Annotated in this window: 9 protein-coding genes; 3 read left to right on the forward strand and 6 right to left on the reverse strand. The window is 41.9% G+C overall.

Annotated elements, in window-relative coordinates:
- Positions 1–259: 259 nt before the first annotated feature.
- Positions 260–2,113 (reverse strand): DUF6020 family protein, encoded by a 1,854-nt coding sequence (locus BN4314_RS02125; RefSeq protein ID WP_068539577.1) that lies wholly within the window; start codon positions 2,111–2,113, stop codon positions 260–262.
- A 154-nt stretch (positions 2,114–2,267) separates the two neighbouring features.
- Here BN4314_RS02125 and BN4314_RS02130 point away from each other — a divergent pair, with 154 nt between their 5' ends.
- From BN4314_RS02130 to BN4314_RS02140, 3 genes are all read left to right on the forward strand, one after another.
- On the forward strand, positions 2,268–3,488 hold the full coding sequence (locus BN4314_RS02130; RefSeq protein ID WP_068539578.1) for a nucleotide sugar dehydrogenase: 1,221 nt from the start codon (positions 2,268–2,270) through the stop codon (positions 3,486–3,488).
- A 71-nt stretch (positions 3,489–3,559) separates the two neighbouring features.
- Positions 3,560–6,685, forward strand: coding sequence for a glycosyltransferase family 2 protein (locus tag BN4314_RS02135; protein ID WP_068539579.1), 3,126 nt, complete (start codon positions 3,560–3,562; stop codon positions 6,683–6,685).
- A 106-nt stretch (positions 6,686–6,791) separates the two neighbouring features.
- Positions 6,792–8,618 carry a hypothetical protein gene (locus BN4314_RS02140; protein ID WP_068539580.1) on the forward strand — a complete coding sequence of 609 codons (1,827 nt, stop codon included), beginning with the start codon at positions 6,792–6,794 and terminating at the stop codon, positions 8,616–8,618.
- Positions 8,619–9,062: 444 nt separating this feature from the next.
- On the opposite strand, the gene BN4314_RS02145 is transcribed toward BN4314_RS02140, so the two are convergent.
- The 5 genes from BN4314_RS02145 to BN4314_RS02165 form a co-directional block, all read right to left on the reverse strand.
- Positions 9,063–9,440, reverse strand: a complete 378-nt coding sequence (locus tag BN4314_RS02145) for a hypothetical protein (RefSeq protein WP_068539581.1) — start codon at positions 9,438–9,440, stop codon at positions 9,063–9,065.
- 203 nt (positions 9,441–9,643) lie between these two features.
- A complete protein-coding gene (locus BN4314_RS02150) occupies positions 9,644–10,606 on the reverse strand; it encodes a glycosyltransferase family 2 protein (protein WP_068539582.1) in 963 nt (320 codons plus the stop codon).
- Between the two features lie 250 nt (positions 10,607–10,856).
- Complete coding sequence (locus tag BN4314_RS02155; protein WP_068539583.1) at positions 10,857–11,702, reverse strand: DegV family protein; 846 nt, start codon at positions 11,700–11,702, stop codon at positions 10,857–10,859.
- A 182-nt stretch (positions 11,703–11,884) separates the two neighbouring features.
- Positions 11,885–12,739, reverse strand: coding sequence for an ABC transporter ATP-binding protein (locus BN4314_RS02160; protein ID WP_198145540.1), 855 nt, complete (start codon positions 12,737–12,739; stop codon positions 11,885–11,887).
- Positions 12,729–13,547, reverse strand: coding sequence for an ABC transporter permease (locus BN4314_RS02165; RefSeq protein ID WP_198145542.1), 819 nt, complete (start codon positions 13,545–13,547; stop codon positions 12,729–12,731). Before BN4314_RS02165 ends, BN4314_RS02160 begins: the two co-directional genes overlap by 11 nt.
- Between the last annotated feature and the right edge of the window lie 88 nt (positions 13,548–13,635).

The raw sequence follows: 13,635 nt of genomic DNA on the forward strand, positions 1-13,635 counted from the left end.
GCACTCTCCATACATATGCCCATTGGATAAATCCCAGCCAAAGGGGCTTTGTACTACTAGAGTGGACGATAACTATATCATCCTGAGCATTACCAACTTTCTCATTAGGACTTTCGGTCGGAAATATAGAGTGTTTTATGCAGACAAGCAGCGCGTGTTGAATGGAGAAAAGATTTAAATGTATAGAAATTATCTTCAAAAATAATCCCAAGAATGAACCAAAGACTATTCTATTCCAGTGATTACCATTAACTCTGCCTCAATCATTATTCCTGAAACAACGACACACAGAAAAGGCAGCAATCGTAGGAGTTGCGGCCATAAGTGGTAATGCATAGCGCAGTAGGCCATTTATAGGACTAACTACACAAAGCGCCACATTAAGTGCTGCACCCAAGAAAAGCCAAACGGAGTGCCCACGCCCCGTATACAACATAAAACCAGTAAAAAATAAAAGAAGCCAAGTATAGCCTGCTGGATTAACAAAAAGCGAGAGAATGGGATAAACCTTCCAAATATCAGTATAGGTCCTTATGATATCTTGCCCTACCCGTGAAAACTCATAATGGAAGTCAAACTCACCCGTTGCAAGAGGTGCTCCCTTAATATAAAAAGGGTAAGATGAGAGTACTTCATGTGCTTCAAAGGGATAAAAATAGCCATAGGTATTAGCTAAAGTTGCATCAATATAAATCCTCGGATGACGGAACCCCATCGCAAACCAAACTTTAAAGTACTCTATTAAATCCTTTTTAGAACTTTCCGCCTTAAACCTATCCTTGATATAATCCGCATTATCAGGATGATATCTACGTCCTAGTTGAGAGGCTGGAAGCACTTGATTGATAGTTTCAAACTCCTCTTTGCTCACTTCGTCTGAACGAAGTTTCATGAAACGCGCAGTCTGCTGAAATGGGACTGAAAGAACTTCTCTAACAGATCCTGGTACAACACCAAAGACACTCATAAGAGGTCCGGTAACAAGTTTAAAAATTACAAGCATGATGATTGCAGAACTACAGAGATACAAACGTAGGTGCAAAGTCTTTTTTCCAGCTAGCAAAATAAGAACAATTAGTTGTGGGATACAAAAATAAATCCCATTATTGCGAGAAAAGCTTACAATCAGGCCTAAAAGAAGAAGTATTAAAGTATAAAAAAGAGGCGATTTCCTAAATGTATTCTCAAAGCTAGCGTTTTTATTCTCCACATAGAGTTGAATACTTAGCGTAAAGAAGAGAGCCCATGAGGCACAAAATGGTCCATCTTTCATGACGGCTTGGGCATATCCACCCCAGACGGGTAATACTGAAAAAAAGATCAAAGTTGCAATACCAGCACGTGATGACCATCTCTGGATGATTCGACAGACTATTGAATAGCAGAGTGCTTCCACAATCGTAAAAAACAGAACACAGGTAAAAATTCCAACATTATTGCTAATATGATTACCCAGTGAAACTAATACTCCGATTAACAAGGTCATGAGATACGGATGATGGTTAGACAGTGGGCTAATTCCAAAAGCTTGGTTTATTTCGTTATAACCATCGTATGGCACCGACCCTGGGAAAAAAGCGATCAAGAACGGTGACCATGCAAGAATTAAAACAAAAAAGAAGAAAACTAAAGAGTGGTTTGAAGGATGCCTGTTCTTATCAGTACCATGCTTAATTTCAACAAAACTATGTTCTAGCCGATTAAAGAGAAAACAAATAGAAGCATCAAATATATAGAAATATCCCAGCGCCATAAATGCTGAAATAAAAAGTTGTTTTGAATTTTGGAGTATAAATGAGCTATTACCCATATGTGAAAAGCTTATACCTATAAGTGTGCATAGAGAAAAAAGTAACGCCAGCACATGAGTACTAGGCTTGCTGTAGTGCTGAACGATATAAAATAACTTTCGATGTGAAATGATTACTACTATCGATAACATTGCTATAGGTAGTGCAATTCCATTAACTGAATTCACAATAATACGAGTAAAAGAGACCTGCTTAGTGGTAATGCCTGTAGCTGCAAGAGCAATAATAGATGTAGCTGCTAAAAATAGGCTTAAAATATCTGAGCTTAGAGGCTTACGCATATAGCTTAAATCTTGAATCACTACCCCACTCCTTAACAACCTAACACTATCTAAGCAGTCATCTGCTCATTGGACTCACTAATATATCTATCTTATGAATACCGTTATTGAAGATTCATGCCTACAATAGAGTAGGCATGAATTACTATATTTTCAAATATCTGGAGGCAGGAGCATGAACATTGCAGTTGGTGGCACTGGATATGTTGGACTTTCTTTAGCAGTACTTCTTGCTCAACATAACAGAGTAACGGCAGTTGATGTTGTTCCTGAAAAAGTTGACCAGCTCAATATGTGGCGGAGTCCTATTGCAGATACTGAGATTGAACGTTTTTTAAAAGAAGCTTCTGAAGGTAAACGCCAACTCAATCTTACTGCCACTACTGATGGTGCTAAAGCATACGCTGAAGCTGATCTAGTCGTTATCGCAACACCCACCAACTATGACACACACAAAAACTTCTTTGATACCCACTTTGTCGAACAGGTCATCGAACTTGTTCTTAAGGTAAACCCCACAGCCACGATGGTGATAAAGTCCACCGTGCCCGTAGGCTATACCGAGTCTATATGTGTGCAATATCCTCAGGGTCACTTTCTCTTTAGCCCTGAATTTTTACGCGAAGGTCATGCCCTCTACGATAATTTACACCCTAGCCGTATCATTGTCGGCATGCCTTCAGAGAAGATGCGCTCAGAAGCAGAGCGTTTCGCTACCCTCCTAGCAGAAGGTGCCGAAGATAAGGACGTTCCTACTCTTGTCATGCATGCTACCGAAGCTGAGGCAGTTAAACTTTTTGCAAATACCTATCTTGCGCTTCGCGTAGCTTACTTCAACGAGCTCGATACTTACTGCGAGGTACGAGAGCTTGATACTGCCTCAGTTGTGCGCGGCGTCTGCCTTGAGCCTCGTGTTGGTGACTTTTATAACAATCCCAGCTTTGGCTATGGGGGCTACTGTCTACCCAAGGATACCAAGCAGCTCTTGGCGAATTATCAAGATGTTCCTCAGGATCTCATAGGTGCCATTGTCCAATCAAACCGTACCCGCAAGGACTTTGTTGCTGACGAGATTATTGATCGTTGTCGTCTGCTTAAAGAGCAAGGTATCAAACACCCTCTCGTAGGTATTTATCGCCTTACTATGAAATCTGGCTCAGACAATTTCCGTGCCTCTAGCATCCAGGGCATCATGAAGCGTGTTAAGGCAAAGGGCTTCCAGTGTCTTGTCTATGAGCCCTCACTCAATGCTCCAGACTTCTTTGAAAGCGAAGTCACCCATGATCTCGTCTCTTTCAAAAAGCATGCTGATATTATTGTTGCCAATCGTTGGAATGATGATCTTAGTGATGTCTCATGCAAGATATACACGAGGGATCTTTTCCGTCGTGACTAAGATATCGTTGTAATGTAACCCTATCAATACATAGTTGAACGGAAGTTTCATGTCTCTTGAACGGAAGTTTCATGTCACCCAAAATCTCAATTATTGTTCCTATTAGCCATTGCTCTCAACATCTTGACCAAACCCTTTCCAGCGTATGCAAGCAATCGCTCAAGGACATTGAGATTATTTGTGTCAATGGAATTGAAGATGGGCAGACAGAGCTTTGGATCAACAACATCATAGGCCATGATTCTCGCGTTAAACGTATTGATCTTATACACAAAGAAGAGTTCGAGCTTTACAACGCGGGGCTTGAGGCTGCAACAGGTGAATACCTCCATTTTTTGTTACCTAATGACCGCATCCTTGATTTTGCATATGAAGCTCTCTACAACAAAACTCAGCGATACAACCTTGATTACCTACATTTCACCACTGCGCCTTATGACCGCAAAACAAAACAAGTACTAGATATTCCACAGTTTAATCTACAAAATTTAGGAGCAGGTGACTTTAACCGCATACTCAACCTTGATGCCACAAGTCCTTTATATACGCTGGATAGTTCGGCTTGGACTGGTCTATATCGCAGATCATTTCTACAAAAATATGCCATCAATTTTGGTACACATCCCGTACAATTTGAGCTGTTCTTTTTCTGGAGTATCATTACGCATGAACTTCGAGCCGCAATTTCTCGCGATTGCCTGATACTCCATGACTTTAGCGAGCCAAAACTACCTGAAGGGAAAAAAGCTTTTGACCTCTTTAAAAAACATCTTGAGGCACTCGATATCCTGCGCGCCAGCCTGTCAGAACGCGATGTCCCAGAAGACCTTGTCACTATTGCATTAAGTCAGTCCATTCGCCCTTGTATTGATGCAAGCTGGCATGCCGCTCTTAACGAGGTCGATGCTCCAGAGGTTAGTCACAAGATTGAGGCTTGTATTAGAACTCTGCCTGGGCCATTGTGGAACGATGCATTCAAGTGGCTCAAAACAGCACAAAATGCCGTAGCAGCTAATCACCTACCTAGGCCAAAAGCTTACGAAACACTCCCCTTTTTCCATGAGAAGTCTACGCACCCTGCAGTATCTATCGTAATCCCTACCTATAACCAAGAAGAATATCTCAACCAAGCCCTGTATAGCTTAACAACTCAAACACTTGAAGACTTAGAGTTTATTTGCATCAATGATGGTTCAACTGACCATTCCTTAGCGATTTACCACGAATATGCTACCATTGATAAGCGCTTTCATCTCATTGATAAGCCAAATACTGGCTATGGCAACTCCATGAATCGTGGTATCGACATTGCTCGTGGTAAGTATCTCGGCATTCTCGAACCAGCTGACTATGTGTTACCAGAAATGTATGAAAGGCTTTATTCCATTGCAAATCGGAAATCCCTCGACTTCATCAAAGGTGATTTTTACAAATTCGGCACAGATGCCAACGGTATTGAAGATTTGCGTCTTAACTGTCTTAGTCGTGACAACTCCTATTATGGTCAAATCATAAATCCCAGTTCAAATATAAAAACATTTACTTTTATTATGAATACCTGGTCAGGTATTTACTCAATGAACTTCCTCAACAAGTGGCATATTCGCCACAACGAGACACCTGGTGCCTCTTTCCAGGACAATGGTTTTTGGTTCCAAACCTTTGCACGCGCTACACGCGCCCAGTTTATCAAGACGCCTTTTTATATGAACCGTCGTGACAACGCTGCATCCTTAGTAGCAAGTTCAGACAAGATGTACGCAATGACCAAAGAATACGAATATATTCATGACTGGTTATGCTCTGAGCCTGGTCTACTTGAGCGTTATGAGTCCATCTATTGGCGCAAAAAACTTGATAATGCATTCTTTACCTATCACCGCATGCCCCTTGCAGCAAAGGCAGAGTATGCCGAGCATATGCGTAGTGAGTTCACTGAGCCTCTTGCTCAAGGCAAAATTAACCGTGAATTAAGCGATGAGGTCCATTGGAAGTTGTTAGCAGAAATTATTGCAGATCCTAAGGCATTTGCCGAAAAAATACGTGTTTCGGTCATTATGCCTGTCTATAATGCTGAGCGCTATATTCGCGAGACTCTTGATTGTTTGGTATATCAACAGGACTATACGGTGGAATTCATTTGTGTTGATGACGGATCAACTGATTCAACAAGTGAAATCCTTGATGAATATGCTAAAAAATTTGATCATATAAAAGTAATCAGGCAGCAAAATGCAGGAGCGGGTACTGCACGTAATGTCGGTATGGAACATGCACAGGGTGAATACCTTATGTTCCTTGACTGTGATGACATCTATGAACCTACCCTTCTACGCACTGCCTATGAAAAGGCATATCTTCAGAACAGCGATATTGTGGTATTCCGCAGCGATGACTACTTCGAAGATGCGGGAACATATCGTAAGGCTCTAGGCAGTATATGCACCAACCTCTTACCTGCAATGCGACCTTTTGCAGGAGAAGATATCTATTTTGATATCTTCCGTGCCTTTATCGGTTGGCCTTGGGATAAGCTATTCCGTGCTGATTTCGTACGCAAATATGACCTAAAATTCCAAGAACAGCGCACAACCAACGATATGCTCTTTGTGTTCTCCGCTATCGTACGCGCTAAGCGTATTTCCACAATTGATACAGTCCTCGCTCACCACCGCCGTGCAAGTGGTTCACTCTCAGTGACACGTGAGAAAAGTTGGCGTTGCTTCTATGATGCACTTGTTGCATTAAGAAGCCGGCTTCATCAGTGGGGTCTTTGGGAACGCTATGAGCGTGACTTCATCAATTATGCGTTAAATTTCGCACTCTGGAATCTCAATACTCTTCGTGGAGAAACTTATGAAATGCTTTTTGACCAACTCAAACATGAGTGGTTTGAGGATTTAGGTATTGTTGGAAAACCTGCTTCGTACTTCTATCACCAAGACGACTATGAGAGCTATATCTTTATCTGTGACAATGAAGCGAGTTTATATATCTCTCGTCGTATTAGTTTGCTCGTTGAAAAGAATCGTAAGCAGGCTGATCGCCTAACTGATATACGAAGCGATTACCGGAATCTTAATAAGCAATTTAAAGCTAATACCTCACAACTTGAAAAAATTCGCTCTACTTCCGCCTTCAAAGTGGGAACAAAACTACTCGCTCTTGGTTATAGCCTACAATTAATCAAAAAGTAGCTAATAGCATAAATTTAAGGCTTTAGAGAGCGTGCATTATGCCCAATCGCCTTATGGAGATTGTAGGAGAATTGAGAATACGTAGAGTGAAAAGGAGTAAAAAAATATGAGTTCGAGTTCAAATAAATGGTCAATATGTCTTGGCTTCAGCTCCACTCAAATTCTATTTTTATTAATCATATTTAGTCTACTGGCTAGCATACCCCTTTTTACCTTTGGCTCCTCTTTACCTGCAGGGCATGATCTCAGGTTTCACCTTGTAAGAATTCTTGGAATTGCGCAAGGTTTATCAGCTGGACAAATACCTGTACGAATACAAGGGGTTCAAATTGCAGGATATGGCTACCCTATTTCTATATACTACGGAGATATTCTCCTCTATCCTTTTGCACTTCTTCACATCGCGGGTATATCTCTAAAAAATTGTTATCAATTGTTGGTAATTTGTATCAATATTACATGCACATATATTAGCTTTTATTCATTCTCAAAAGTGTTTTCTTCAAAAAGAATTGGCTTAATTGCTGCCATTATTTGGACCTTTTCTCCATATCGTCTAGAATGCGTTTATTTAAGAGCGGCTCTCGGTGAATCAATTTCTTTAAGCCTTTATCCTGCTCTTTTTTATGGAATATATTCTCTCTTTTTCTTTCAAGAAAAAGAGGCAAGTAAGTTTGGATGGGCGTGGTGTGGTGTCACATTTTCGCTCATTATTTCCACTCATATACTTAGTACCTTTATTTGTTTAATCGTTATAGTTCCTATAGTGCTCATATTACTGATCAATCATCACAAAAAAGAAGTGTTATATGGATTATTTAAGGCTGCAGGCATTTGTATTGGACTTTCTTTATGGTTTGTTATTCCTTTTTTAGATTATTTCTGTCAAAGAGGTAGCGAGGTAATTTCTCAAGCGGAAAATACCTTAGCTAAAGCAACCAGACATCCCATTCATCTTAGGCAATTTTTCTATTTTTTTAGCACAATAGGGGGATGGAGCGAAGCTATAGGAAACAAGCTCGATGTAATAAATGAGATGCCTTTTACCATGGGAATTACATTAACAAGTATGCTGATACTTTGGCCTATTAGTTTCTTCTTAGAAAGAATCAAATATCCACAAAAAGTAGAAAAAAACACCTCCAATTCTTTTGCCTGGATATTCTTCTTTGCTACAATGGCACTTCTCTTTATAGCAAGCACCCTTTATCCATGGGGGGCATCCAATTCATTTGCAAGATTGATTAACACTACACTCTCATCTGTACAATTCCCTTGGAGATTTTTGGGACCCGCAAGTTTTTTTGCTCTCATTCTAGTTGCATTCGTTTTTAAAAAACTTCAAAAAGCAAATAATATTCATCTTAAATTTAGTTTTCTACTACTTATCTTATTAAGTTTCTCAGAGGGAATATTTGGTCTCGGAACATATCAAGCGTTTGCTCAAAGAAATTCGTTCTTTACAATTCCTGACTTTTCTGCACGCTCACTTTGTTCGAGTACTTATTATGGCATTTTTGACGATAAATATATCCCAGTCGGTTCTTCTGGAAAAGACTTTGGAAAAAATGTAATAATGGAACCTGTTATTCTTTCTGGCTCAGGAAGAATAATTAACTGGGAAAAAAATGATACCCAACTCAAATTGCACATTTCAAAAAATAAGAATATGACAGAAATAAGATTGCCTATGTTTTGGTATCCATACTACAGCGCAAAAGATGTACTCACCGGCAAAAAACTTACTTTACGAAATGGTCAAGACAATGCAATGATTCTGCTTGTCCCGAATAATGGTTCTGGCAATTATATTATTAATTTTACTGAGCCTATTCATTGGCGTATTTCTGAAGTCATCTCAATCATTTGCCTATGTATTATCATTTGGAAGTATCTAAATAAAGCAGATAAGCAATTGATTGAAATAGCCTAAACATTCCTACAAGCATGATATTCAATATGTAAACACTTTCTACCCAACATTAAATCGGGCTACTGCATCATAACCGCCTACAAGATTACAATGGAAAAGGAAAAAGGAGTCGTTGGGCTGGATGATCCCAATACAGGTTAGAAGGAGCTTAGGCCTAGCTGCCTAGATGCAGAAAATGTCCACAGCCCCTCAAAGACCAGCACCTGTTATTAACTAGCGTTCGCGATGGTTATTGCACTGATTTCCTCTCTTATATGTTTCATCTACCAGCGTCTACAATCTCATTAACGAGGGATTCAGCCATAATTCTAAAGACTCAGAAAGGTTAGGTCGCGTGCCGAATGTAGGATCTCAATTCATAGAAAAACGCCCAAGATAACAACCTCAGGCGTTCGGTGAATAGCAAAAATATTAAACATGGTTCTACATGTAATTGAGTTTGAATCAACCGAACTTTACTGTAAGCAGTCCATTCTTATTTGTTGATTTCTTAACAGCAGATTGTTTACGGTAAACATATAGAATAACAATTGCAATAACCGCTAATAACGAGACCAGCTCGGATACCCTCCAGATAAGTGGCTCAACAAAATTGATAACTATTCGAGACTTTCCCTGTCCTTGCAACCTTACAGAAAGTAATCCATTTTCACCTCTAAAACAGTGAGCAGTTATACCGTCTGAACTCGTGGAAACTACTTGGTAGCCAGTATAGTAGAGCTGAGGTAAAGTTAGCGTTCCGCTATCGTCAACAACTAAATCTACTGTACTTTCGGTCCCCTTTTTATCAAAACTAAGAATCTGAATGTTTTTGTTTGCCATGGATTGCTGCGATTACACGTGTCTTTACAGCCTCGACTATCTCTGGGGTAAACGACTCAGAGAACACTGCTTTGAGGATGGCTGTAGCCTCTTTTCTATGAACCAGAAAGTATATGCACAGAAAGGCTGAGTGACAGATGGACCATACGTAAGGAGCTGAGTCTAATGATTTCAACAAACTACAGATAACGTTTGTGTGATAGTTAGCACTCTTCTTTGACGATGTACACCGGACGATCCTTAGCCTCGATATAGATTTTTGATACATAGAGACTGAGAATTCCCATGCAGAAAAGCTGAAGTCCAGACAACAATGTAATGATACACACAAGAGACGGCCAACCTGCAACAGGATCGCCATACAGCGCTGCCCTGAAGATTACAAACAGTAAAGATAAAATGGAAAGAAAAAACACCGTCAGCCCCACAAACGAGATGGCCACAAGCGGGGCATTAGAAAACGCAATGATGCCGTTGAGGGCATACTTAGAGAGCGACAGGATATTCCAGTGTGTCTCACCTGCGATGCGTTCGATGTTTTGGTAGCCAATCCACTCGGTATCATAGCCAACCCACATGAAGATGCCCTTCGAGAAGCGCTCACGCTCGCCCAACGACGTTATCGACTCGACCACGTCTTTTGTCATGAGCCTGAAGTCACGCGCACCATCGCGCATCTCGACGTCCGAAACCTTGTTCATTATGTCGTAGAAGCGATGAGCAAACCAGCTTCTAATAGGCGGTTCACCCGCGCGCGTCTCTCGGTAGGTCGCGACAATCTGACAGTTTGTCTGTACCATCCTGTCAAACATCTGAGGCAGTAGCTCAGGAGGATCCTGCAGGTCAACATCCATGACGGCGATATGCGAATCGCCCAAAGTGAGCGCCTTCTTAAGGCCAGCTAGCAGACCAGCCTCCTTACCAAAGTTACGGGAGAATGAAACAAAATGAAGTGTCGGGCACTCCTCATTGAACTTTCGGAGAATCCCAAGGGTTCCATCTTTTGATCCGTCATCAATAAAGACAACGTCAATTGGCCGCGACAGATAACCAAGCAGGTCCTTCTCGACCTTCTCAATTGCAGCGCGGAAAGGTCTTAGTGTGGCCTCCTCGTTATAACAGGGAACCACAACGCATAGGCTGTTTTCACCCCTAAATCCAGTCATATTGCTCCTTTCTATACCCATCTCTTCCTAAAAGGCCACCTTGTTCTTTCGTAAAGGCCAACAACTTGCCGAACACATCGTTTAGGACAGTCACAGTAAACCACATACGACACTTGCCAATACATGGCCTAGGATTTCCAGCGCAGACCCTTCCTGGCAGTAGCAATCATCGTAACTATGGAGTAGCTCGAGAAAAGTGACACTCTTTAATTCCCGTCCCGGTAGAATGCCTGATACTTTATAACTCTTGTTATTTATTCTCAAAGAAACCTACGGCTATAGCGCCCGGACCAGCATGCGTACCGATAGTGCTTCCCATAGAGTGATATATGAGATTATCCACTTTGCCTTCCCATAAATGAGAATTGTCCTCGATATATTTCTTGAGCATGCTGCTCTCAAGTCCTGTATAACCAACCGCAACAGGCATATCAAAATCAATGCCACCGCATTTTGCAATCATTTTGGTAAGGAGGTTGTTTGCAGCTTTTGAGCCACGAGCCTTCCCTATGAGACGGACTACGCCATTTTCAGCTGTAATTACTGGTTTGATAGAAAGTAAATTGCCCAAAACTGCAGCTGCCGCCGGAAGACGACCGCCACGACGCACATACTCAAGCGTATCCAGAAGTGCAAGCACCCGAACCCGCTTCACGCGTACCCGCAGATCTTCAACGAGTTGCTCAAACTCAACTCCCTGGTCAACACCACGCAGGGCATATTCAACAAGCACACGCGTACCAAGCGATGCACTCAGACTGTCAATAACACGAATATCACTGCCGTAGGGTTGAGCAGCGCTTTCAGCACTTGCATACGTACCCGATAGACGAGATGAAATAGTAATTGCAATTACCTTCTCACCTCTTTGCGTAGCGCCTAAAAACTCCTGATCAAAAGCATAAGGAGTCACCTGGCCAGTGGTTGGCATGATGTCTGTTTCAAGCAGCATCTCATAAAAACGTTGATTACTCAGGTCAACATTATCAAGATATGTGTCATTGCCAAAGGCAACTGAGAGAGGTAGGACGGTCAGCTGCTCATGATGAAGATCTGAAACGTCGGCCGCAGAATCGCAAATAATACGTATTGTCATTGAACTCTCCTCAGTTTGTTTATGCATCCTGCGCACCACATAACGCCTACAGAGCTGAAACTAGAGTGCGGTCTACACCAATAGAACGTACACTATCTGCTACAACTATCCCTTGAGGATGTTTGCCAAGACACACCAGTAGCAGTTTACCAACAATTCTGGAAAGCCAAACGAAAGCGTAGCTAGTGCTCGTCGTAGTACTGGCAAGCGCCCTCGATGTCACCTTCAAAAACCGAGGATCCATGCTGCAACACAATGCCGCGTGTGCAGAACTGCAACGCCTGCTCAGGAGAGTGGGTTACAAAAAGAACCGTCAGATTATCCTTTGCCATGATATCTTTAACACGCTCCTCGCACTTCTTGCGGAAGCGCTTGTCTCCCACCGAGAGCGCCTCGTCAATTACGAGAATATCGGGGTTAATTGAGGAAGCAAAAGCAAAGCCTAAGCGCGCCTTCATACCACTGGAGTAAGTACGAATAGGCTGTTCCATATAATCGCCGAGCTCAGAGAACTCATGCATCTGCGGGATAAGTGCTTCTGTCTCATCGCGGGTAATACCCCACAGTTGACAACGCATTTCTAGGTTCTCGCGACCCGTAAGATTACCATCAAAACCAGCTGATAACTCAAGTAAGGCGGAGATGCGACCATGAACCTCAATAGTGCCACGGGTGGGATAGCACACCCCCGTAATCATCTTAAGCGCAGTGGATTTACCTGCACCATTTAAACCAAGCAGAGCAAGAGAATCCCCGCGATTGATAGTAAACGAAAGGTTGTCAGTAGCATTGATGACCTTATGCTCAATCTTATTGCTAAAAGTACCCAACAAACGCTGTTTATCATTTTTGTACAGATAGTACGTCTTGTATACGTTGCTAAAGCGAACGGCAATAGGATTATTCTTATCACTATCCCGGATAACTTTTGCTTCGCCCTCACCTGCCCAACTTACCCGCTCATTTTCTGTAGTAGCAGCTCGCATAGCACGCGCTCTGACAGAAAGTTTTGCCGGATTCTTTTTTTTAGAGGACATCGGGGACCTCCTTGTGCAGACGAGCATAGCTATGCATTGCAAGTATGGTAACCACTACACAAACAACGAGATAGCAAATAAATTCATGATGACTATGCCATATCCATTTATGGAAAATAAAACAATCCCTCATGGCCATGCAACCCCACGCAACTGGATTGAAGTACATGATGATACGACCAATGTGCGGAAGTGCTTTGAGGTCAAAAAGAATCCCAGACAACCAGAAGAACGGTGTGCCTAAAGTACCAATCAACTTAGAAAAGTCACGTGAGATAGCCGAAAGTGGCGAAAGCCAGATAGACCACATAGTCCAAAAATACATCATGAGTGCAAATATCAGCGGAAGCTGAATAAGATGAATAGTCAATTTAATGTTGAGAATGAGGCACAGCACGATGGTAAAAAGCATTGTACCTACAAGAACAATCATTTTTGAAAGCGTAAAGAACGTGGAAATGACTGAGAGCGGAAAGCGGATGCGGTTGACCAAAAACGCATAGCGGTGATACACATCACTTCCTCCCCCACCAATCATATCGCCCATAAAAAACCAAGGAAAGATACCTACCGCCATCCATAAAAGAAAAGGCATGTGATTAATAGGTGCTGCTGTGCGCATACCTACTGCAAACGTAAAGTAATACACGCCAATATAGACAGCAGGCTTTACAAATAGCCAAACCCAGCCAAGAGCAGCACCGCGGTAAGTCTTGACCAAATCAATCTTTGCAAGCTCCCAGGTCTGTTTGCGCCAAGCCCAGTTGTCATGGCACATCTGCAAAAATGTCTTTATGAGAACGAGCACGCCCGCCTCCTCTTCAAGACGACAATATCAGCGGTCTATCATATAACAGTCATGCACAGCAAATACTTCATTAGTACCCATCTGCATT

Origin of the sequence: Olegusella massiliensis, from assembly GCF_900078545.1 — a bacterium.
Classification (GTDB): Bacteria; Actinomycetota; Coriobacteriia; order Coriobacteriales; family Atopobiaceae; genus Olegusella; species Olegusella massiliensis.

Coding starts and splice junctions, on each gene's coding strand:
- BN4314_RS02130 (WP_068539578.1), top strand. CDS start 2,268: ATGAACATTGCAGTTGGTGGCACTGGATATGTTGGACTTTCTTTAGCA.
- BN4314_RS02135 (WP_068539579.1), top strand. CDS start 3,560: ATGTCACCCAAAATCTCAATTATTGTTCCTATTAGCCATTGCTCTCAA.
- BN4314_RS02140 (WP_068539580.1), top strand. CDS start 6,792: ATGAGTTCGAGTTCAAATAAATGGTCAATATGTCTTGGCTTCAGCTCC.
- BN4314_RS02145 (WP_068539581.1), bottom strand. CDS start 9,440: ATGGCAAACAAAAACATTCAGATTCTTAGTTTTGATAAAAAGGGGACC.
- BN4314_RS02150 (WP_068539582.1), bottom strand. CDS start 10,606: ATGACTGGATTTAGGGGTGAAAACAGCCTATGCGTTGTGGTTCCCTGT.
- BN4314_RS02155 (WP_068539583.1), bottom strand. CDS start 11,702: ATGACAATACGTATTATTTGCGATTCTGCGGCCGACGTTTCAGATCTT.
- BN4314_RS02160 (WP_198145540.1), bottom strand. CDS start 12,739: ATGTCCTCTAAAAAAAAGAATCCGGCAAAACTTTCTGTCAGAGCGCGT.